General features: G+C 74.7%; 22 protein-coding genes. 8 read left to right on the top strand and 14 right to left on the bottom strand.

What is annotated here, in order from left to right; genetic code table 11:
• Positions 1 to 21: 21 nt before the first annotated feature.
• The 3 genes from HK417_RS18165 to HK417_RS18155 are packed head-to-tail and all read left to right on the top strand — an operon-like array spanning position 22 to position 2,247.
• Positions 22 to 588 carry a carboxymuconolactone decarboxylase family protein gene (locus HK417_RS18165; RefSeq protein ID WP_222269163.1) on the top strand — a complete coding sequence of 189 codons (567 nt, stop codon included), beginning with the start codon at positions 22 to 24 and terminating at the stop codon, positions 586 to 588.
• Positions 585 to 1,499, top strand: coding sequence for an RNA polymerase sigma-70 factor (locus tag HK417_RS18160; RefSeq protein ID WP_308123687.1), 915 nt, complete (start codon positions 585 to 587; stop codon positions 1,497 to 1,499). The genes HK417_RS18165 and HK417_RS18160 overlap by 4 nt, the downstream gene beginning before the upstream one ends.
• A gap of 13 nt (positions 1,500 to 1,512) precedes the next feature.
• A complete protein-coding gene (locus HK417_RS18155) occupies positions 1,513 to 2,247 on the top strand; it encodes a PIG-L deacetylase family protein (RefSeq protein WP_222269270.1) in 735 nt (244 codons plus the stop codon).
• 53 nt (positions 2,248 to 2,300) lie between these two features.
• Here the strand turns inward: HK417_RS18155 and HK417_RS18150 are convergent, their stop codons facing one another.
• The 4 genes from HK417_RS18150 to HK417_RS18135 all read right to left on the bottom strand — a co-directional run bounded on the left by HK417_RS18150 (position 2,301) and on the right by HK417_RS18135 (position 5,985).
• Positions 2,301 to 2,597 (bottom strand): hypothetical protein, encoded by a 297-nt coding sequence (locus HK417_RS18150; RefSeq protein ID WP_222269161.1) that lies wholly within the window; start codon positions 2,595 to 2,597, stop codon positions 2,301 to 2,303.
• Positions 2,598 to 3,291: 694 nt separating this feature from the next.
• The gene (locus HK417_RS18145) at positions 3,292 to 4,110 is read right to left on the bottom strand and encodes an alpha/beta hydrolase (RefSeq protein WP_308123686.1); all 819 of its coding nucleotides are present in this window, start codon (positions 4,108 to 4,110) and stop codon (positions 3,292 to 3,294) included.
• A gap of 10 nt (positions 4,111 to 4,120) precedes the next feature.
• The gene (locus tag HK417_RS26560; protein WP_308123685.1) at positions 4,121 to 4,798 is read right to left on the bottom strand and encodes a response regulator transcription factor; all 678 of its coding nucleotides are present in this window, start codon (positions 4,796 to 4,798) and stop codon (positions 4,121 to 4,123) included.
• On the bottom strand, positions 4,795 to 5,985 hold the full coding sequence (locus HK417_RS18135) for a sensor histidine kinase (RefSeq protein ID WP_222269159.1): 1,191 nt from the start codon (positions 5,983 to 5,985) through the stop codon (positions 4,795 to 4,797). Before HK417_RS18135 ends, HK417_RS26560 begins: the two co-directional genes overlap by 4 nt.
• Before the next feature lie 135 nt (positions 5,986 to 6,120).
• Here HK417_RS18135 and HK417_RS18130 point away from each other — a divergent pair, with 135 nt between their 5' ends.
• The gene (locus HK417_RS18130) at positions 6,121 to 7,086 is read left to right on the top strand and encodes a PspC domain-containing protein (protein ID WP_222269157.1); all 966 of its coding nucleotides are present in this window, start codon (positions 6,121 to 6,123) and stop codon (positions 7,084 to 7,086) included.
• Entirely contained in the window at positions 7,079 to 7,369 is a 291-nt protein-coding gene (locus HK417_RS18125) for a hypothetical protein (RefSeq protein ID WP_222269156.1), read from the top strand. Before HK417_RS18130 ends, HK417_RS18125 begins: the two co-directional genes overlap by 8 nt.
• Before the next feature lie 106 nt (positions 7,370 to 7,475).
• Here the strand turns inward: HK417_RS18125 and guaA are convergent, their stop codons facing one another.
• Genes guaA through guaB form a run of 3 tightly spaced genes read right to left on the bottom strand, consistent with a single transcriptional unit; the run spans position 7,476 to position 11,745 of the window.
• Complete coding sequence (gene guaA / locus HK417_RS18120; RefSeq protein ID WP_222269154.1) at positions 7,476 to 9,038, bottom strand: glutamine-hydrolyzing GMP synthase; 1,563 nt, start codon at positions 9,036 to 9,038, stop codon at positions 7,476 to 7,478.
• A gap of 13 nt (positions 9,039 to 9,051) precedes the next feature.
• Positions 9,052 to 10,221, bottom strand: coding sequence for a GuaB3 family IMP dehydrogenase-related protein (locus tag HK417_RS18115; protein WP_222269152.1), 1,170 nt, complete (start codon positions 10,219 to 10,221; stop codon positions 9,052 to 9,054).
• Positions 10,222 to 10,224: 3 nt separating this feature from the next.
• Positions 10,225 to 11,745 (bottom strand): IMP dehydrogenase, encoded by a 1,521-nt coding sequence (gene guaB / locus HK417_RS18110; protein WP_222269150.1) that lies wholly within the window; start codon positions 11,743 to 11,745, stop codon positions 10,225 to 10,227.
• A 188-nt stretch (positions 11,746 to 11,933) separates the two neighbouring features.
• Here guaB and HK417_RS18105 point away from each other — a divergent pair, with 188 nt between their 5' ends.
• Positions 11,934 to 12,359: a DUF5319 family protein gene (locus HK417_RS18105; RefSeq protein WP_222269148.1), complete on the top strand. Its 426-nt coding sequence runs from the start codon at positions 11,934 to 11,936 to the stop codon at positions 12,357 to 12,359.
• Here the strand turns inward: HK417_RS18105 and HK417_RS18100 are convergent.
• Positions 12,356 to 12,877 (bottom strand): hypothetical protein, encoded by a 522-nt coding sequence (locus HK417_RS18100; RefSeq protein WP_222269146.1) that lies wholly within the window; start codon positions 12,875 to 12,877, stop codon positions 12,356 to 12,358. The two genes, HK417_RS18105 and HK417_RS18100, sit on opposite strands and share 4 nt — an antisense overlap.
• A gap of 317 nt (positions 12,878 to 13,194) precedes the next feature.
• Entirely contained in the window at positions 13,195 to 13,959 is a 765-nt protein-coding gene (locus HK417_RS26200) for a helix-turn-helix transcriptional regulator (RefSeq protein ID WP_308123684.1), read from the bottom strand.
• A 376-nt stretch (positions 13,960 to 14,335) separates the two neighbouring features.
• Between HK417_RS26200 and HK417_RS18090 the strand changes: the two genes are divergently transcribed.
• Positions 14,336 to 14,635 carry a WhiB family transcriptional regulator gene (locus tag HK417_RS18090; RefSeq protein ID WP_222269144.1) on the top strand — a complete coding sequence of 100 codons (300 nt, stop codon included), beginning with the start codon at positions 14,336 to 14,338 and terminating at the stop codon, positions 14,633 to 14,635.
• Positions 14,636 to 14,770: 135 nt separating this feature from the next.
• Here HK417_RS18090 and groL read toward each other — a convergent pair whose 3' ends face one another.
• Both groL and groES read right to left on the bottom strand, forming a co-directional pair.
• On the bottom strand, positions 14,771 to 16,411 hold the full coding sequence (groL, locus tag HK417_RS18085; RefSeq protein ID WP_222269142.1) for a chaperonin GroEL: 1,641 nt from the start codon (positions 16,409 to 16,411) through the stop codon (positions 14,771 to 14,773).
• A 215-nt stretch (positions 16,412 to 16,626) separates the two neighbouring features.
• Positions 16,627 to 16,935 carry a co-chaperone GroES gene (gene groES / locus HK417_RS18080; RefSeq protein ID WP_222269139.1) on the bottom strand — a complete coding sequence of 103 codons (309 nt, stop codon included), beginning with the start codon at positions 16,933 to 16,935 and terminating at the stop codon, positions 16,627 to 16,629.
• A 189-nt stretch (positions 16,936 to 17,124) separates the two neighbouring features.
• Between groES and HK417_RS18075 the strand changes: the two genes are divergently transcribed.
• Positions 17,125 to 18,366 carry a class I SAM-dependent methyltransferase gene (locus HK417_RS18075; RefSeq protein ID WP_308123683.1) on the top strand — a complete coding sequence of 414 codons (1,242 nt, stop codon included), beginning with the start codon at positions 17,125 to 17,127 and terminating at the stop codon, positions 18,364 to 18,366.
• Here the strand turns inward: HK417_RS18075 and tsaD are convergent.
• The 3 genes from tsaD to tsaB form a co-directional block, all read right to left on the bottom strand.
• Positions 18,356 to 19,396: a tRNA (adenosine(37)-N6)-threonylcarbamoyltransferase complex transferase subunit TsaD gene (gene tsaD, locus HK417_RS18070; protein WP_222269133.1), complete on the bottom strand. Its 1,041-nt coding sequence runs from the start codon at positions 19,394 to 19,396 to the stop codon at positions 18,356 to 18,358. The two genes, HK417_RS18075 and tsaD, sit on opposite strands and share 11 nt — an antisense overlap.
• A gap of 70 nt (positions 19,397 to 19,466) precedes the next feature.
• Positions 19,467 to 19,922: a ribosomal protein S18-alanine N-acetyltransferase gene (gene rimI, locus HK417_RS18065; protein ID WP_308123682.1), complete on the bottom strand. Its 456-nt coding sequence runs from the start codon at positions 19,920 to 19,922 to the stop codon at positions 19,467 to 19,469.
• Positions 19,919 to 20,554, bottom strand: a complete 636-nt coding sequence (gene tsaB / locus HK417_RS18060; RefSeq protein WP_222269130.1) for a tRNA (adenosine(37)-N6)-threonylcarbamoyltransferase complex dimerization subunit type 1 TsaB — start codon at positions 20,552 to 20,554, stop codon at positions 19,919 to 19,921. Before tsaB ends, rimI begins: the two co-directional genes overlap by 4 nt.
• Positions 20,555 to 20,614: the final 60 nt, after the last annotated feature.

Here is a 20,614-nt window from a genome sequence, read left to right as displayed (position 1 = left end):
CCCGTAGAGGAGGAGCCCACCATGGCACGCATCCCGCTCGACCCGCCCCACACGCCGCTGTACCGGCTCACCGAGTGGTACTCGCGCGGCCGGTTCGGGACCGTCGCCGACCCGGCCGCCGCGATGGGCCACAACCCCCGCGTGCTGCTCACCAGCGTCCGGCAGGAGATGTCGCTGGAGAGGTGGCACGCCCTGGACCCGACGCTGAAGGACCTCGCCACGATGGCCGCCGCGGTGACCATCGGCTGCTCGTGGTGCGTCGACTTCGGCTACTGGATCAGCACCCGCAAGGGCACCGACCCGGTCAAGCTGCGCGACGTCCCGCGCTGGCGGAACAGCGACCGCTACACCGACCTCGAGCGTCAGGTGCTGGCCTACGCCGAGGCCGTGAGCGCGACGCCGCCCGCCGCGACCGACGAGATGGTGGCCGGCCTGCGGGCACACCTCAGCGACGCCGCGCTGGTGGAGCTCACGATGATGGTCGCGGTGGAGAACTCGCGGTCGCGGTTCAACAGCGCGCTCGGCCTGACCAGCCAGGGCTTCCGCGACCGCTGCGAGGTCCCGGCCGCGACCACCCCCGCGTCGTGAGCACCACCCGGCCGCCGGTCCCGGACGGGAGGCTGGTGGCCTTCGACCGGCACCGGCGGCTGCTGTTCACCGTCGCCTACCAGATGCTGGGCAGCGTCGCGGACGCCGAGGACGTCGTGCAGGACGCCTGGCTCCGCTGGTCCGCCGACGACCGGGACGACGTGGCTGACCCGCGGGCCGACCTGGTGCGGACCGCCTCACGCCTGGCGCTGGACCGGCTCACCGCGGCCCGGACCCGGCGGGAGACCTACGTCGGCCCGTGGCTCCCGGAGCCGTTGCTCACCGACGAGGCCGACCGCGGTCCCGAGGAGGCCGCCGAGCTCGGCGAGCAGGTGTCCCTGGCGCTGCTCGTCGTCCTCGAGACCCTCTCCCCCGTCGAGCGGGCGGTGTTCGTGCTCCGTGAGGTCTTCGGCCTGCCGGTCGCCGAGGTGGCCGCCGCGCTCGGCCGCTCCGAGGCCGCCGTCCGCCAGCAGGCGCACCGGGCCCGCGAGCACGTGCAGGCGCGTCGTCCGCGGTTCGCCACCGACCGGCGGACCCAGCGGGAGGTGACCGAGCGGTTCCTCGCCGCGGCCGCCGGCGGGGACGTCGAGGCGCTGGTCGCGCTGCTCGCCCCGGACGTCGTCCTGGTGACCGACGGCGGAGGCAGGGCACGGGCGGCTCTGCGGCCGATCACCGGAACCGACAAGGTGTGCCGCTTCCTCCTGGCGACGGCGGCCGCGGGACTGGAGCTGCCCGACATGCGGGTGGACGTCGCCGAGGTCAACGGTCTGACCGGGATCGTGGCGTGGACCGGCGGGGAGCCGTTCCTGGCGATCTCCCTGACCGTGACGCACGGGCGGGTCGACCAGGTGCTCGTGGTGCGCAACCCGGACAAGCTGACCGGTCTGGGAGCACCGCCGTCCGACACCTAGGCTCCGGCGCGTGATGCCGCTGCCCTCCGCCCCCGCCGAGCACGTCGAGCGCGTCCTGTGCGTGCTGGCCCACCCCGACGACATCGACTTCGGCAGCTCCGGCACGGTCGCCACCTGGACGGCGGACGGCACCGAGGTCACCTACTGCATCGTCACCGACGGGGACGCCGGCGGTTTCGACGACACCCCGCGCGCGGAGATGGGGCCGCTGCGGCAGGCCGAGCAGCGGGCGGCGGCCAAGGAGGTCGGGGTCTCCGACGTCCGCTTCCTCGGCCACCCCGACGGCCGCCTGGAGCTGACCCTGGACCTGCGCCGCGACATCGCCCGGGTCATCCGGCAGGTGCGGCCGCAGCGGGTGCTCACCAGCTCCCCCGAGCGGAACTGGGAGCGGATCGGCGCGAGCCACCCCGACCACATGACCGTCGGCGAGTCGACGCTCCGCGCCGTCTACCCCGACGCCCGGAACCCCTTCGCCGTCCCGGAGCTGCTCGCCGACGAGGGCCTGGCGGAGTGGACGGTGGCGGAGGTGTGGCTGAGCGGCAGCCCCCGCGCCGACCACGCGGTCGACGTCACCGACGTCCTGGACCGCAAGCTGGCCGCGCTGCGGTCGCACGTCAGCCAGGTCGGCCACTGGCCGGAGAACCGGCTCGAGGAGTTCCTGACCGGCTGGATGCGGCGCAACGCCCGCACCCACGGCCTGCCCGAGAGCCGGCTCGCCGAGGTCTTCCACGTCGTGCACACGGCCTGACCGCGCGGCCCGGCCTCGGCGGTGGCACAGCCCGCCGGAGGCCGGGTGTCGGGCTAGGCCGCCGACGAGGTGAGCTGCCTGGTCCGCCCGGCGCGCTCGACCCGCCGGTGCACCCGCTGGACCAGCGGGTCGCCCAGGTGCGGGTCGCCGAAGTGGAACAGGGCGGTCGCCCGGAGCTGGTCGGGGTCGCAGACGTCGTTTCCGTGCAGCGTCCGGTAGTCCCAGAACACGTACAGGTTGCCGGGCACCAGCTCCAGCCGCTGCGGGGCGACCCGCTTCCGGAAGGCCTGCGACGCCAGCACGCGCCGGGTGACGCCGTTCTGGCAGGCCGCCTTCTCGGCGATGTTCACCACCGCGCTGCGCCGGACCGCCCGCAGGTTCGGGTAGTACAGGAAGTCGCCCCGGTTGCCCGACGTCGGGATCTCGACGGGGAGCAGCGCGGTGACCGTGTAGCTGTCGAAGTGGTACTGCAGCGAGCTGGCCGCCCCGCTGCGCCCGTACAGGCACCGCAGCCCCGCGTAGATGCTCTCCTCGGGAGCCGGCGGGCGCCGCGCGGCGGCCTGGTGCAGCTGCCTGAGGAAGGTGTTCAGCTGGGGCGAGCGGGGCCAGCTCGCCGATCGCCGTGCCGGCCAGCGCGTCGGGGGCCAGGTACGCGGACTCGTCGCACTGGCGCCGGACGGCGTCCCGGGCGAATGCCTGCAGGGACCGGAGTTCGTCGGCCGGCATGGCGTTCTCCACCTGCCCGAAGCCGGTGCGCCGCATGGAGTCGGCGATCTCCTCGACGTCGACCGCGCCCACGATCGCAGCAGTGCTCATGCGCCTTCTCGCAGTGGGTCCAGCTGGTCGATGACGCGCGGTCGCACCATCGCACCCGGCGCGATCGCAGCCCGCGTCCGGAACCGAACGCCTCGTACCGCCCCTGCCAAGTCAGGGCAGGCTGACCAAAGGGCGGTCGGACGGTAGTGATCTTCGGCTGGCCGTCACGACGGGGGGCGATCCGATCGTGACGGACACCGGCAGGCGTTCCCGCGCGGAGCGCCGGCGTCAGCCGACCCGAGCCGCCAGGTCCCGCACCGCGCCGACCAGCTCTGGTCCGTCGAGCAGGGCGGGGTCGTTGTGGTCGGCGCCGTCCACGGCGACGAGCCGGTGCAGCTCGGCGGCCGCCGCGGCGACGGCGCGGCTCTGTCCCGGCGGCACGATCGTGTCCGCGGTGCCGTAGACGACCGTCGTCGGCACGTGCACCCGCGCGATCCGCTCGGCCACCGGGTAGCGGTCGCGCAGCAGGGCCCGGACCGGCAGGAACGGGTAGTGGACGGCGCCCACGGCCGCCAGGTCCTCGAACGGTGACCGCAGCAGCAGCCCTGCCGGCGGGTGCTCGGTGGCCAGTTCGGTCACCACGCCGGCGCCCAGGCTCTCCCCGAAGTAGAGCAGCCGCCCGGCCGGCACTCCCGCCTCCTCGAGCAGGAACGACCGGGCGGCACGCACGTCAAGCGCCAGCCCCTCCTCGCTCGGGCTGCCCGGGTTGCCCGCGTACCCGCGGTAGTCGAGCAGCAGCACGCCCAGGCCCTCCTCCGCCAGGGCCCGGGCCAGCGGGGCGCGCAGGCCGCGGTGCCCGCCGTTGCCGGGGGCCACGAGCACCGTCAGCGCGTCCGGGGACCGCGCCGGGACGTGCCAGGCGGCCAGCTGCAGGCCGTCGGCGGTCCGGAGGACGACGTCCTCCCCGCCCGGCAGCGCGGCCGCGACCGGCACCGGCCCGCCCTGCGGCAGGTAGACCAGCCGGCGCTGCAGCGCCCAGAGCAGCCCGGTCACCAGCGCCGGCACCAGGACGACGACCGCGACGGCGACCAGCACCCGCCGGCGCACCCCGCCGTCCTCACAGCAGGCGGTTGGTGGCCGCCCAGCGGGTCAGCTCGTTGCGGTTGGACAGCTGCAGCTTGCGCAGCACGTTGGAGGCGTGCGACTCCACGGTCTTCACCGAGATGAACAGCCGACCGCCGATCTCCCGGTACGTGTAGCCCCGGGCCAGCAGCTGCATGACCTCGCGCTCCCGCGTCGAGAGCAGGTCCAGGCCGGGGTCGGTGGCCGGGTCGTCGGTCGCCGGGGCGGGCGTCGAGGAGGCGGCGAAGGCGTCCAGGACGAAGCCGGCCAGCCGCGGGCTGAAGACGACGTCGCCCTCGGCCACCCGGCGGACGGCGTCGCGCAGGTCGGGGCCCGAGATCGTCTTGGTCACGTACCCCCGGGCGCCGGCCCGGATGACGGCGATGACGTCCTCGGCGGCGTCGGAGACCGACAGCGCCAGCCAGCGGGTGTCCGGCAGCTCCGCGCGCAGCGCCTCCAGCACCGCGCGCCCGCCGCCGCCGGGCAGGTGCACGTCGAGCAGGACGACGTCGGGCGCGGCCGCCCGGATGCCGGTCACCGCGGTCGGGGCGTCCGCCGCCTCCCCGACGACCTCCACGTCGTCGCCGAGCTCGGCGCGCACGCCGGCCCGGACCATCCCGTGGTCGTCGACGAGGAAGACCCGCGGCCGGGTCCCGGTCGCCGGGGCGGTCACGCCGTCACCTCCGCCCGCTCGCCGCGCGGCAGGCACAGCTCCACCTCGGTCCCCTCTCCTGGTGCCGAACGCACCATCGCCGTCCCGCCGATGCGGGTGAGCCGGCCGGTCACGGAGTCCCGCAGGCCACGCCGGTCCGGCGGCACGGTCCCCGGGTCGAAGCCGCTGCCCCGGTCGCGGACGAACACGGTCACCGACACCGGCGTCACCTCGCTGTAGAGCGAGACGCTGCCGGCACCCGAGTGCTTGGCGGCGTTGACGACCGCCTCCCGGGTGGCCTGCGCCAGCGCGGTCACCGCGTCGTCCGCCGGCACGTCCCCGACGACCACCTGCTCGACGGTGACCTCGTGGTCGGCCTCGACCTCGGCCACCAGCCGGGCGACCAGCCCGGCCCAGGTGCCGCCGCTGGCGACGGTCGGGTCGTACAGCCACGTGCGCAGCTCCCGCTCCTGGCTGCGGGCCAGCCGGCCCACGACGTGCGGGGAGTCGGCGTGCCGCTGGATCAGCGCCAGGGTCTGCAGCACCGAGTCGTGCAGGTGCGCGGCCAGCTCCGCGCGCTCCTCGGAACGGATGCGCGCCGCGCGCTCGGCGGCGCGCTCGTCCAGCAACCGCCGCCACACCGGGGCGGTCGCCAGGGCGACGCCGACCAGGATGACCAGGGTGGCGGTGAAGCCGTTGCGGGCGTTGGCCAGCTGGCCGGTCGTGGCCAGCAGCAGGACCACGCCGATGATGCCCAGCGCGATGCCGGCGGCCAGGCCCCACCGGGCCGAGCCGCGCAGCAGGCCGGCGTCGCTGTCGAACTGTCGCCAGATGACGGCGATGCCGGCACCGGCCAGCACGAGCGGCAGGACGATGCCGTCCCCGCCCCAGGTGGTCATCTGGCCCAGCAGCACCACGGCGACGACCGACAGCAGTCCCAGCCCGACCAGCTGCCGCTTGCTCGTCAGCTGTGTGCGCGCCGGGACGAGGGTGTCGCTCTCCGCGTCGGTGACGGGCATGGTCAGCCAGAGCAGCGCGTAGGCGACGACGCCGACGCCGAACACGGCGACGGCGACGAAGACGACGCGGACGACGATCGGGTCGACCCGCAGGTGGGCGGCGGTGCCGGCGGCGACGCCGGCGAGCACCCGGCCGCGGCGTGGGCGCGCCAGCGGCGGCCGGGGCGCGGGCAGGGCTGTGGTGGTCACGCCGTCGATCGTGTCACCGGCAGCGGGCCGTGCACATCGGTGGTCACCCCGAGTCGGGGCGTGCCGCGGGATTCAGGGTCGGCTCAGGTGGTTCCCCGATACCGCCGGGGTCCTGCGCCGAGCAGTCTCTGTGCCATGACCTCGACCCCTCCGCCCCCCGCCTCCCCGGCGGCCGACCCCTCCGGGGCCTCCTGGCCGCCACCGCCCTCCCCGCAGCAGCCGTGGCAGCCCCGCACCCAGCTGCGCCGCAGCCGCACCGACAAGGTGATCGGCGGTGTCGCCGGCGGGCTCGCCGAGTACACCGGCGTCGACGCCCTGCTCTGGCGGATCGGCGCGATCGCGCTGACCCTCGCCGGCGGCAGCGGCGTGCTCATCTACCTGCTGCTGTGGGTGCTCATGCCGGCCGCCCCGGTCGGTCAGTCGACGGTTCCCGCCGGCGCGGCGGCCGTCGCACCCCGCGCCCCGCGCGGACCGCGGTCCCCCGTCCCGGGCGTGACCCTGGCGACGCTGCTCATCGTGCTCGGCTCGGCGGTGCTGCTCGCCCAGCTCACCGACTGGGACCTCGGGCCCCGCGGCTTCTTCGGCACCGCCCTGCTGGTCGTCGGCATCGGTCTGATCGTCTCGGCGGTCACCGGGGCCGGCCGGGGCGCGAAGGGCGGGCTGATGGCGCTGGGCGTCGTCCTCTCCCTGGCGACCCTGATCGCCTCGACCGCCGACTTCCACGACGGTCCTCGCGGGGACGTCGGTGACCGCTTCTACCAGCCGACCACCGCCGCGGCCGTCCGCGACGTGTACGAGGGCGGCGTCGGCGACCTGGAGATCGACCTGTCCCTGATCGACCCGTCCGACCTGCCCCGCACGATCGAGACCGAGATCCGCCACGGTGTCGGTGACATCGACGTCATCGTCCCGCGGAACGCCGACGTCCACGTGACCGGGATGGGCGGCATCGGCGAGGTCGAGTTCGAGGACGAGCAGATCAGCGAGGACGGCGCGTTCTTCCCGGGCACCGGGTCCGGGAGCTGGGTGGGCGACGGCCGCGCCGAGTTCCGCATCATGATCCACAACGGAATCGGAGACGTGGAGGTGTCCCGTGACTGACTACAGCGAGTTCCCGACCACGCCGACCCGCTGGCAGGAGAACCTCTGGCCGGAGCCGATCACCACGCCGGAGATCACACCCCCGGCGCCGGTCCGCCGCCAGCGGGACGTGCCGTCCCTCATCGCCGGGATCGTCTTCACCGTGCTGGCCATCGTGACCCTGTCCGGGGTGGACCTGGCCGCCGGGTGGTTCTGGAACGGCGGCTTCGTCTGGCTGGCACTGCTGGCCGGCGGGGTGGCCCTGCTGGTGACCGAGGTCCGGCGGGCGCGCCGGCACCGCTGACCGACGGAGGACCGAGGCGAGAGGGCCCGGGGAGCAACCGCTCCCCGGGCCCTTCGGCGTCATGCCGGCGGGAGGAAGACGGCTGGCGCCACCAGCCGTCGGCCCGTCATTCCCATTCGATCGTGCCCGGGGGCTTGCTCGTCACGTCGAGGACGACGCGGTTGACCTCGGCGACCTCGTTGGTGATCCGGGTGGAGATCCGGGCCAGGACGTCGTAGGGGAGCCGGGTCCAGTCCGCGGTCATCGCGTCCTCGCTGGACACCGGCCGCAGCACGATCGGGTGGCCGTAGGTGCGCCCGTCGCCCTGCACCCCCACCGACCGGACGTCGGCGAGCAGCACGACCGGGCACTGCCAGATCTCGGTGTCCAGCTTGGCCGCGGTCAGCTCCTCGCGGGCGATCGCGTCGGCCTGGCGGAGCACGTCCAGCCGCTCGCGGGTGACCTCCCCGACGATCCGGATGCCGAGCCCGGGGCCCGGGAACGGCTGGCGCTGCACGAGGCTGTCGGGCAGTCCGAGCTGCCGGCCGACCTCGCGGACCTCGTCCTTGAACAGCGTCCGCAGCGGCTCGACCAGGGTGAAGGTCAGGTCCTCGGGCAGGCCGCCGACGTTGTGGTGGCTCTTGATGTTCGCCGTCCCGGTGCCGCCGCCGGACTCGACGACGTCGGGGTACAGCGTCCCCTGGACGAGGAAGTCGACCGTCTCGCCGTGCGCCTGCGCGTCGGCGACGACGTCGGTGGCCGCCTGCTCGAAGACCCGGATGAACTCCCGGCCGATGATCTTCCGCTTCTGCTCCGGGTTGCTCACCCCGGCGAGCGCGGACAGGAACTGCTCGCTGGCGTCCACCACCCGCAGGTCCGCGCCGGTGACCGCGGCGAAGTCCCGCTCGATCTGCTCGGTCTCGCCCTGCCGCATCAGGCCGTGGTCGACGTAGACGCAGGTCAGCCGGTCCCCGATCGCCCGCTGGACGAGCGCGGCGGCCACCGCGGAGTCCACCCCGCCGGACAGCGCGCAGAGCGCCCGCCGGTCCCCGATCTGCGCCGTGATGGCCGCCGCCTGCTCGTCGACGACGTTGCTCATCGTCCAGGTGGGCGCCAGGCCGGCGATGTCGAACAGGAAGTGCTCGAGCACCGTCTGGCCGTACGCGGTGTGCCGGACCTCGGGGTGGAACTGCACCCCGGCCAGCCGGCGGTCGACGTCCTCGAAGGCGGCGACCGGCGCGCCGGTGCTGGTGGCGGTGACGGTGAACCCGGGCGGCGCGGCGCTGACGGCGTCCCCGTGGCTCATCCACACCGCCTGCTCCGAGGGCAGCGACCCGAACAGCCGGCCCTCGGTGGTGACCGTCAGCGGGGTACCGCCGTACTCGCGGTCCCCGGTGCGGGCCACCGTGCCGCCGAGGCTCTGCGCCATGGCCTGGAAGCCGTAGCAGATGCCGAAGGCGGGCACCCCGGCCTCGAACAGCGTCGCGTCGATCTGCGGGGCGTCCTCGGCGTAGACGCTGGACGGACCGCCGGACAGCACGATCGCGGCGGGCTTGCGGGCCAGCACCTCCTCCACCGGGACGTCGGAGCCCACGATCTCGGAGTAGACCCCGGCCTCGCGGATCCGGCGGGCGATCAGCTGGGCGTACTGGGCGCCGAAGTCGACGACCAGGACGGTCGGGAAGTCCACGAGTCCTCCTGACTCAGCCGGCGAGGTGGCCCGGGCCCGGCGCCTCGGCACCGGTCCCGCCGATCACCAGGTCGACCCGCTGGAACTCCTTGAGGTCCCGGTAGCCGGTCTTGGCCATGGTGCGGCGCAGCGCCCCGAACAGGTTGGTGCGCCCGTCGGCGTCCTCGGCGGGGCCGAGCAGCACCTGCTCCAGCGTGCCGCGCGGCTCGGCGGCCCCGGACGCGCCGCCGCGGGGCAGCCGCGGGTGCGCCGCGACCGAGTCCCACCACACGCCGCCACCGGGTGCCTCCGCGGCGACCCGCAGCGGCTCGCCGAGCTGGACGGCGTCCGCGCCGCAGGCCAGCGCCCGGGCGATGGCGCCGCTGGTCTCGATCCGGCCGTTGGCGATCACGTGCACGTACCGGCCACCGGTCTCGTCCAGGTAGTCCCGGCGGGCGGCGGCCGCGTCGGCGATGGCGCTGGCCAGCGGCACCCGGATGCCCATGACGGTGTCCGAGGTCGACCAGCTGTCGGCACCGACGCCGACGATGACCCCGGCCGCGCCGGTGCGCATCAGGTGCAGCGTGGTCTGGTAGTCCGCGGACCCGCCGACGATGACCGGGACGTCGAGGTCGGCGATGAACTCCTTGAGGTTCAGCGCCTCCCCCGACTTCGTCACGTGCTCGGCGGAGACGATCGTGCCCTGGATGACCAGCAGGTCGACGCCGGCGGCGAGGACCGTGGGCGCCAGCTGGACGGTGTGCTGCGGGGAGACGCGCACCGCCGTGGTGACCCCGGCGGCGCTGAGCTCCTTGACCCGTGCGGTGACCAGGTCCGGCTTCACCGGCTCGGCGTAGAGCTGCTGCAGCAGGGACACCGGCGGGCCGCCGTGCGAGCCGGCGGCCTCGCGCAGCTGCCGGTAGACGTCGGTCGGGTCGTCGTAGCGGGCCCACAGGCCCTCGGCGTTGAGCACGCCCAGGCCACCGGCCTGCCCGACGCCGATCGCGGTGGCCGGGCTGACCACCGCGTCGCTGGGGCTGGTGACCAGCGGGATCTCGAACCGGAAGGCGTCGATCTGCCAGGCGGTCGAGACGTCGTCGTGGTCGCGGGTGCGGCGGGACGGGACGATCGAGACCTCGTCCAGGTCGTAGCCGCGGCGGGCGAAGCGGTTGAGACCGATCTCGACGTTGTCGCGTGCGGGCATCGGTCAGCGCCCCCGGTAGTTCGGCGCTTCGACGGTCATCTGGATGTCGTGCGGGTGGCTCTCGACCAGGCCGGCGGAGGTGATCCGGGTCAGCTGGCCGCGCTCCTGCAGGTCGGCGATGGTCGCCGCCCCCGCGTAGCCCATCGACGCCTGCAGCCCACCGACGAGCTGGTGGGCGACACCGGACAGCGAGCCCCGGTAGGGCACCTGGCCCTCGATGCCCTCGGGCACGAGCTTGTCGTCGGAGAGGATGTCGTCGGCGAAGTACCGGTCCCGGCTGAACGACTGGTTGCCGCGCTTCTGCATCGCGCCCAGCGACCCCATCCCGCGGTAGGTCTTGTACTGCTTGCCGTTCATGAAGACCAGCTCGCCCGGCGCCTCCTCGACGCCGGCGAACAGGCCGCCGATCATCACGGTGTCGGCGCCGGCCACCAGGGCCTTGGCGATGTCGCCGGAGTACTGCAGCCCGCCGTCGGCGATGACCGGCACCCCAGCCGGCTTCGCGGCCAGGCTGGCCTCGTAGATCGCGGTGATCTGCGGGACGCCGACCCCGGCGACCACGCGGGTGGTGCAGATCGACCCCGGGCCCACGCCCACCTTGACCGCGTCCACGCCGGCGTCGACCAGCGCCTGCGCCCCGGCGCGGGTGGCGACGTTGCCGCCGATCACCTGCACCCCGTGGCCGACGTTGGCGAAGTCCTTCTTCACCCGGGCGATCATGTCCAGCACCGCGCGCTGGTGGCCGTGCGCGGTGTCGACGACCAGCACGTCCACGCCGGCCTCGACGAGCAGCCCGGCCCGCTTGTAGGCGTCCTCACCGACGCCCACGGCGGCGGCCACGGCCAGCCGCCCGTCGACGTCCTTGGTGGAGTGGGGGAACTGGTCGCGCTTGACGAAGTCCTTGACGGTGATCAGGCCGCGCAGCCGGCCCGCGTCGTCGACCAGCGGCAGCTTCTCGATCTTGTGCTTGCGCAGCAGCTCGAGCGCCCGCTCGGGGTCGACGCCCACCGGGGCGGTGACCAGGGGCATCGGCGTCATGACGTCGCGCACGAGCCGGTTCTGGTCGGTCTCGAAGCGCATGTCCCGGTTGGTGACGATGCCGACGAGCACGCCGTCGGCGTCGACGACCGGGGCGCCGGAGATGCGGTAGCGCCCGGAGAGCGCGTCGACCTCGGCCAGGGTGTTGTCCGGGGAGCAGGTGACCGGGTTGGTGACCATGCCGGCCTCCGACCGCTTCACCAGGTCGACCTGGCCGGCCTGGTCCTCGGCGGCGAGGTTGCGGTGCAGGACGCCGATGCCGCCGACGCGGGCCATCGCGATCGCCATGCGGGACTCGGTGACCGTGTCCATCGCCGAGGACAAAAGCGGGATGGCCAGGCGGAGTCCACGGGTCAGCCGGGTGCTCGTGTCGACCTCCGCGGGGACCACGTCGGAGGCTCCGGGGATGAGCAGGACGTCGTCGTAGGTCAGCCCAAGCGGGGCGAACTTGGCGGGGAGTTCGGGGACGCGCTCGTCGGGCTGCACGTGTCGCCACCCTCTCGACTAGTGGTGGGAGCGCCGCAGACGGCGCACGGGTACCGACTCGATGGTAGGCGGACCCCCCTGGGCGGCCTCCGCCCCGTTACCGTGGACGGCTGGACGGGCGTGCACGTCCGGCACCGAGCTCACCGGGGCGGCATGCTCCCGGGGACACGCACCGGCGAGGAGGACACGTGGACGCGTGGGACGACGCATTCGGCTCATCCCGGGACCGCGACCCGGACTTCGGGCCGGACGACGGCCAGGGGCACCCGCCGCTGACCATGGAGGAGCGGGCCGGGGTGCTCGACGACCTGGCCGAGCTGGAGGTCTTCCGCACCCTGCTCGAGCCCACGGGGGTCAAGGGCATCGTCGTCGACTGCCCGGACTGCCAGGAGGAGCACCACGTCGACTGGGCGCTGATGCAGGCGAACCTGCGCCAGCTGCTCGACGAGGGGCAGACCGGACGGCACGAGCCGCCCTTCGACCCGGACCCCGACGACTACGTCAGCTGGGACTACGCCAGCGGCTACGCCGACGCGGTGGCCGCGATGGCCGAGCGCGAGGAGCCCACCGGCCGGCACGGCGCCGGCGGCGGCCGCCACGCCCGCGAGGACTAGGAGGCACCCCCGGGAGGTAGAGCCGGCCCGGGGGCGGCCAGGTCCCGATGGATTCGCGCCTCCACCGACGCCCAGCCCGGCCCAGATCCTCGTCGACCAGACGGAGGAAGCGCACCCCGGTCGCCCGCAGCGCGTCCTCCCGGCGCTTCTCGTCGAACAGGACGTCCTCGGGCCGGCCGCTCCGGCCACTCCCGGGCGGTGTCGACCAGCGCCCGGGCGGGGGTCGTGAGCCGGTGGCGGCCACGGGTGGTCACCTCGGCGGCCGGGAGGTCGGCGCGGGTCATCACACACCCAGGGCCGCTGCGCCAGCACTCCGGATGGGTGAGCCGCACGTCCGGCGGCAGACCGGCGGGGACCGGGAGACGCCACAGCCGGGCAGCCGTCGCGTGACTGAGCGCCGCGGTGGGTCGGGCGAGCGCGCTCGTGACGGTGAGGACGTCGAGCTCGTGCCGTCGTCCGGCCGCCTCGACCGCAGCCAGGTCGGCGGCGGTGACGAACGAGCTACGCCCCAGCCGCACCCAGGCACCGGATCGGACCGCGCTCCGGATCTCCCGCTCGGTGACCCGCGCAGCCGTCAGCTCGGCGACGGTGAACAGCCCGAGCCGCGTCGAGGCGGCGACCCGGACGGGGCCTGGGAGCAGGGAGTCCCTCCGGCCATGGTCGACGGCCCGCCGGTCTCCGCGCGGAGCTCGCCGGTGCCTGTGGACGGCTCCCCGGCCGGTGGACGACGACCTGCGCCGCGGCTGCCCTCAGGTCGAGCCGCCTCGGCGACCGGTGGGTCGGGGTGCGCCCCGGCGTACCGGTCGCCGGGGCGGCTCAGCCCCTCGACAGGGGGCTAGTGCATCATGCCGCGGCGGAAGCCGGTGGCCACCGCCTCGGCGCGGTCCTTGGCGCCGAGCTTGCGGAACAGCCGGCGGGCGTGGGTCTTGATGGTGTCCTCGGACAGGTAGAGCTCGCGGCCGATCTGGGCGTTGCTCTTGCCCTGGCTCATCCCGGTGAGCACCTGCATCTCCCGGGCGCTGAGCGCGACCGGCGGCGGCTCGGGGACGGTCGACCGCACGGTGGTCGGCGCAGAGCCGGCCAGCGCGCTGGCGCCGCCCCACGGTGACTGTCCGTGAGACGGTGCCCCGCCGGGTGGGACCGCGTGCTGCGGGCTGCGGGGCATCGGCGCCATCCGCGCCTGCACGGGCCGGCCCTGCTCCACGCGCGGCCCACGGGCCAGGCCCAGGCCGAGCTCCAGGGGGTTGGCGTCCCAGCGCAGGTAGCCACGGGCACCGGCGGCCACCGCGGCGCGGACGGAGTCCGCGTCGTCCGGGGCACCGAGCACCAGCACGGTCAGCGAGGGGTGGCTCCGCAGCACCTGGGTGGCGACGGCCAGCCCGCTGTCGGTGGCCCGCTGGGTCCCGACGAGCAGTGCGTCGGGCAGCCGGTTGGCCAGCCGGGCCGTCAGGGCCGTCGGGTCACCGACCGCCTCGACGCGGGCCACGAACGGCAGCGCCAGCAGGCGGGCGGCGACGTCGTCCCGCACGCGGCGCCGCTCGTCGAACACCCACACCACGGCACCGCCGTGGCCGTTGCCGCGCATCCTGTCCTCGATCACCGATAGCTCCCGTCCTGCGCCGAACCGGGGGTCACCCGGCCGGGTGGTGGGACCGGGTACTCCCCCGCTCCCCGGGGCGCCGGCACCGCCCGAACGGAGTCCGGGCGTGGTGTCGGGGTGTCCCCCACTCCGGTGGTCGGCACTCCCTGTCACCACCTTGATCCGCTCCGTCGTGCGACAACAGCGCCCGTCACCCCGGGGGGTGAGGGCAGGAGCACGCCCGATCGGAGCTGGACAGCGGGGTACGTCCTGATGCACACATCGGCAGATCCCGCACCACGAAGGTGGGCCGATGTGTTTGCGCCTCACCGGCACGGGGCACCGGCTGCTCCGTGACCGGGCAGACCCCCCGGTGCATCTGAGCCGAGGAGGTCCAATGGCCGACATCCGCCGACTGCCCACCCCTGTTGCCGAGGTCTGGGACTGGCAGTTGCACGGCGCCTGCCGAGGCGAGAGCACGTCGCTCTTCTTCCACCCCGACGGCGAGCGTGGGCCGGCCCGAGCGCGGCGACAGGCCGCCGCCAAGGCCGTCTGCGGAACGTGCCCGGTGATCGACGCCTGCTTGAAGCACGCGCTGTCCGTCCGCGAGCCCTACGGGGTCTGGGGCGGCATGAGCGAGGAGGAGCGCGCCCGGCTGATCGCCGCGGAGCCCGCCTCCATCGCCGCCGGGGTCTGAACCACCGCGGCGGGCGACCTCCCCGCCGCGCGAAGCGCCGAGAGGGCCGGTCCGACGAGTCGTCGGACCGGCCCTCTCGGCGTTGTCGTGCCCTGACGCCCGACCGTCCTGGGAACGGGCGGGCGTCAGCTGACGTCAGTGGCTGTGACCGTGCCCATGCGAGTGGCCGTGGGTGTGCTGGCCACCGGCGTGCTCGTGCTCCTCCGCCGGCTTCTCCACGATGGCGGAGTCGGTGGTGAGCACCATGGCCGCGATCGACGCGGCGTTGCCCAGCGCGGCCTTGGTCACCTTGACCGGGTCGATGACACCCTGCGCGGCCAGGTCGCCGAACTCGCCGGTCTCGGCGTTGAAGCCCTTGCCCTCACCGAGGTCACGGACCCGGCCGACGACGACCGGCCCCTCGAACCCGGCGTTGGACGCGATCAGCGACAGGGGGGCCTCCAGGGCCTTGCGGACCGACCGTGCACCGGTCAGCTCGTCGCCGGACAGCTCCAGCGCGTCGACGGCCGTCGCCGCGTGCACCAGCGCGGAACCGCCACCGGGGACGACGCCCTCCTCCACCGCGGCGCGGGTGGCGGCGATGGCGTCCTCGATCCGGTGCTTGCGCTCCTTCATCTCGACCTCGGTCGCCGCCCCGACGCGGACCACCGCGATGCCGCCGGCCAGCTTGGCCAGCCGCTCCTGCAGCTTCTCGCGGTCCCAGTCGGAGTCGGTGGCCTCGATCTCGTTGCGGATCTGCGCGACCCGGTCGGCGATCGCGCCGGCCGTGCCACCGCCGTCGACCAGGGTGGTGTCGTCCTTGGTGACGACGACCCGGCGGGCGGTGCCCAGCACCTCCAGGCCGACGGCGTCCAGCCGCAGGCCGACGTCCTCGCTGACCACCTGGCCGCCGGTCACGACGGCGAGGTCGGCCATGAACGCCTTGCGCCGGTCACCGAAGTACGGCGACTTCACCGCGACGACCTTGATGGTCTTGCGGATCGAGTTGACCACGAGCGTGGACAGCGCCTCGCCCTCGACGTCCTCGGCCACGATCAGCAGCGGGCGGCCACCGGACTGCAGCACCTTCTCCAGCAGCGGCAGCAGGTCGGCCAGCGCGCCGATCTTGCCCTGCACCATCAGCACGAGGGCGTCCTCGAGGACGGCCTCCATGGCCTCGCTGTCGGTGACGAAGTACGGCGACAGGTAGCCCTTGTCGAACTGGACGCCCTCGGTGACGTCCAGCTCGGTGGTCATGCCGCTGGCCTCTTCGACGGTGATGACGCCGTCCTTGCCGACCCGCTCGAACGCCTCGCCGATCAGCTCGCCGACCTCGGCGTCCTGGGCGGAGATGGTGGCGACCTCGGCGATCGCGCTGCGCTGGTCGACCGGGACGGCGACCGCGTCGAGGGCGGCGGACACCGCGTCGACGGCGGCCCGCATGCCCCGGCCCAGCGCCATCGGGTTGGCGCCGGCGGCGACGTTGCGCAGGCCCTCGTGCACGAGCGCCTGGGCGAGCACGGTGGCGGTGGTGGTGCCGTCGCCGGCGACGTCGTTGGTCTTGGTGGCGACGTTCTTCGCCAGCTGCGCGCCGAGGTTCTCGTAGGGGTCCTCGAGATCGATCTCGCGGGCGATGGTGACGCCGTCGTTGGTGATGGTGGGACTGCCGAACTTCTTGTCGATCACCACGTTGCGGCCACGCGGGCCGAGGGTGACCTTGACGGCGTCGGCGAGCTTGTCGACGCCACGCTCGAGGGCGCGCCGGGCGCCCTCGTCGAACAGGATGATCTTGGCCATTGCCGGACCTCTCGGGTCAGGGGGTGCTGCGGGGGGGCGGACGACGACCGCCCCGGGACCCGGTGTTCTCGGGTCGCCGGGGCGGTGTCGTTCAGTGCGAGGTGGTGCATGGCCCTGCAGGGGCCCGCTCGCCGGCCCCGTCCAGAGGCTCGTCCCCGAGCTTGCGAGGGATGAGGAGGACGGGGCCTTCAACGGGTGGGGGGCAGGGGGTCCTTCTACTTCTCCACGACGGCGAGCAGGTCGCGCGCGGAGAGGACGAGGTAGTCCTCGCCGCCGTAGCGCACCTCGGTGCCGCCGTACTTCGAGTAGATGACCACGTCGCCGACGTTCACGTCGAGCGGGACCCGGTTGCCGTTGTCGTCGATGCGGCCGGGGCCGACGGCGATGACGGTGCCCTCCTGGGGCTTCTCCTTGGCGGTGTCCGGGATGACCAGACCGGAGGCGGTGGTGGTCTCGGCCTCGTTGGCCTGGACCACGACCCGGTCCTCGAGCGGCTTGATGTTGACCTTGGTAGCGGTCGTCACGTGGTGACGCCCCCTTCGGTGTCGGACGGTTCGGGAGTGGTGCTGATGCTGGGTGGCACGGGGGCTGGGCACCTGCCGTCGCGGGGGTCAGGTGCCAACCCGTGTCGATTGGCACTCTACCCATGGGAGTGCCAGCCGCTCAACCGGGTGGCCCACCCGGGGGAACCGGGGATGGGCCAGGCTGGGGCCGTGTCCGGCACCCCACCCGACGACCCCCGTGCAGACCGGGTCGCCGCCCTGCGCTGGCTGAGGACCCCGGCCGGCGAGGCCGCGACCGCACGCGCCGCCGATCTGGTCGCCGACCGGGTGGACGTGCTGCCCGCGCTCGCCCGGCTGCGCGCCGAGGTGGGGCCGGACGGCGCGGGTCCCGCGTGGGAGCTCGCCCGGCTGCGGGCGCGAGCCCGGGCCACCTTCGGGGACGACGCCGACCGGCTGCTCCTCACCGCGGACGCCCTCGAGCAGGCCGGCCGCCCGGTGCTGGCCACCCGGCGGGCGCGGCGGCTGCTCGCCGGCGGTGCCCGCTCGGTGGCCGACCTGGGGTGCGCCTCGGGCACCGACACCGTCGCGCTGGCCCGCGCCGGTGCCGCGGTCACCGCCGTGGACCTCGATCCGGTGGCCCGCGAGCTCACCGCCGCCAACGCCGAGGCGCTGGGGGTCGCCGACCGGGTGCAGGTGGTGGCCGGCGACGTCGTCGCGCTGGTGGCCGCGGCCGCCGACGGCCGGGTCGCCGGCTGCGACGCGGCCGTCCTCGACCCCGCCCGCCGCGCCGGGGGCCGGCGGCAGCTGGACCCCGACCGCTGGTCCCCGCCCTGGTCGACCGTCGCCCTGCTGCTGGACCGGGCCCCGGCCTGCGTGGTCAAGGTGGCCCCGGGGCTGGACCACGCCCGGGTGCCGGACGGCGTGGAGGCCGAGTGGGTGTCGGCCGGCGGGTCGATCGCCGAGGCGCTGCTGTGGGGCCGCGGGCTCAGCCGCACCTGGCGCCGGGCGAGCCTGCTGCTCGCCGACGGCTGGCTGCTCGAGCTCACCGCAGACCGGGACCCCGGTACCGCGCCGGTCGGCCCGGTGCGCGGCTGGCTGCACGAGCCGGACCCGGCGGCGATCCGCTCCGGGCTGGTGGCCCTGGTCGCGGCGGACCTCGGCGCCACGCTGGTCGACCCGACGATCGCCTACCTGACCTCCGACGGCCCGGCGGACTCCCCCTGGGTCAGCAGCCACGCGGTCACCGACGTGCTGCCGTTCAACCTCAAGAAGCTGCGCGCGCTGCTGCGGGCCCGTGGCGTCGGCCGGGTGACGGTGAAGAAGCGCGGATCACCGATCGAGCCGGAGAGCCTCGCGCGGCAGCTGCGCAGCCCCGGCAGCGGGACCGCGGTCGTCGTCGTCACCCGGGTCGCCGGCGCGCCCACGGTCCTGGTCTGCGACGTCAGCGGCTGACGACGTCGATCGGCAGCGAGCTGTCCGCCCCCAGGTCGATCTCCGACGGCGTCACCCCCGCCTCGACCAGCCGCGACCCGAGCGCGGCGACCATCGCCCCGTTGTCGGTGCACAGCCGGCGACTCGGCACCCGCAGCACGATCCCCGCGGCGTCGCACCGCTCCTGCGCCAGCGCGCGCAGCCGCGAGTTGGCCGCCACCCCGCCGCCGATGACCAGGTGGTCGACGCCGTGGTCCCGGCAGGCGCGCACGGCCTTGGCGGTGAGCACGTCCACGACCGCCTCCTGGAACGCGGCGGCGACGTCGGCCACCGGCACCGGCTCACCGGCCCGCTGCCGCGCCTCGACCCAGCGGGCGACCGCCGTCTTCAGCCCGGAGAACGAGAAGTCGTAGGCGGCGTCGCCCGGGCCGGTGAGCCCGCGGGGGAAGGCGATCGCGTCCCGGTCGCCCTCGCCGGCCGCCCGGTCGATCGGCGGGCCGCCGGGGAAGGGCAGGCCCAGCACCCGGGCCACCTTGTCGAAGGCCTCACCCGCCGCGTCGTCGATGGTGCGGCCGAGCTCCTGCACGTCCTGCGTGAGGTCGGGCACCAGCAGCAGCGAGCTGTGCCCGCCGGAGACGAGCATCGCGATCGAGGGCTCGGCGAGCCGGCCGTGCTCGAGCTCGTCGACGGCGACGTGCGCGGCCAGGTGGTTGACCCCGTACAGCGGGACGTCGAGGGCCAGTGCGTACGCCTTCGCCGCCGCGACCCCGACCAGCAGGGCGCCGGTGAGCCCCGGCCCGGCGGTCACCGCGACGGCGTCGACGTCCAAGGCACCCACGCCGGCGTCGGACAGCGCCTTGTGCACCGTGGGGACCATCGCCTCCAGGTGCGCGCGGGACGCGATCTCCGGCACCACCCCGCCGAACCGCTCGTGCTCCTCCATCGAGGTGGCCAGCGCGTCGGACAGCAGCGTCTGCCCGCGCACCAGCCCGACGCCGGTCTCGTCGCAGGAGGTCTCGAACCCGAGCACCAACGGCTGGGCCGCGGTCATCACTGTTCGCTCCCGCGGTCGCTCCGCTCCTCGCTCGCAGACCTCGCTGCGATGCTCACTCCCTGTCCGCTCATGACACCGGCTCCCGGAGCATCACGACGGCGTCCTTCCCGCTCAGTGGGTAGTAGCGCGGCCGGCGGCCGACCTCGGTGAAGCCGCGGCGGCGGTAGAAGCCCTGGGTGGCCTCGTCGTCGGCGCGCACCTCCAGCAGCACCGGTTTCCGCTGCTGGTCCGCCTCGGCCAGCAGGGTGTCCAGCAGCAGCGCGCCGATCCGCTCCCCCTGCCGGGCCCCGGTCACCCCGATGGTGGCGAGGTGCGCCTCGTCGTCGTAGGCGATCAGCCCGGCGTAGCCGACGACGGCGCCGGTGGCGTCGTCGGCGGCCACCAGATAGTGGCGGGTGTCGGGGCGGGCGAGCTCGTCGCGGTACATCCACTCGGTCCAGGTGTCCGGCGCGAAGAGCTCCTCCTCGAGCTCCAGGACGGCGGGCAGGTCGGCGGCGGTCATGTCCCTCAGCCGGACCGTCACGGCTGGGACACCGCCTTGCGGGCGGCCGGGGGGACGGCGTCCGGGCGGCGCAGGTACAGCGGCTCCAGCGGGCGCCGGGGGACGTCGCCGGCCAGCTGGGGAGTCGCGGCCCGGAGCAGCCCCGCCGTCGTCACGTCCGCCGCGGTGACGTCCCGGCCCAGCCGCTCGGCGAACCGCACGTCCCCGAGGACGGGGTCGGTGACCGGGGCGTCCTCCGGCCGGTCGACACCGGGCCCGGCCAGGCGCGCGCCGTCCGGGCCGTAGACGGCCCAGTGCACCTCCTTGCGCCGCGCGTCGGTGACCACCGAGCGGGCGCCGCTGCCGACTGCGTCGAGCGAGCACACGCCAACCACCGGCAGGTCCCGGGCATCGGCCAGCGCGGCGGCGGTGACGATCCCGACCCGCAGCCCGGTGAACGGCCCGGGACCGAGCCCGGTGACGACGGCGTCGAGGTCGCGCATGCGCACGCCGGCCTCGGCCAGCACCTCGCGGACCGCGGGGGTCAGCAGCTCGGCGTGCCGGTTGCCGGAGGGCAGCGCCCGCTCGGCCAGCAGCTGAACGCTCTCGGGTGACCAGCGGGCCACTCCTGCGACGAGGGTCGGGGTGGCGGTGTCGAGGGCGAGGACGAGCACGACCGACGAGCCTAGGCCGCCCACCGGCGACCCGGCCGCGCGGTGGCCGATGCCCTTCCG

Origin of the sequence: Modestobacter marinus (assembly GCF_019799945.1) — a bacterium.
Lineage (GTDB): Bacteria > Actinomycetota > Actinomycetes > Mycobacteriales > Geodermatophilaceae > Modestobacter > Modestobacter marinus_B.
This window is presented reverse-complemented; position numbering and strand designations above follow the sequence as displayed.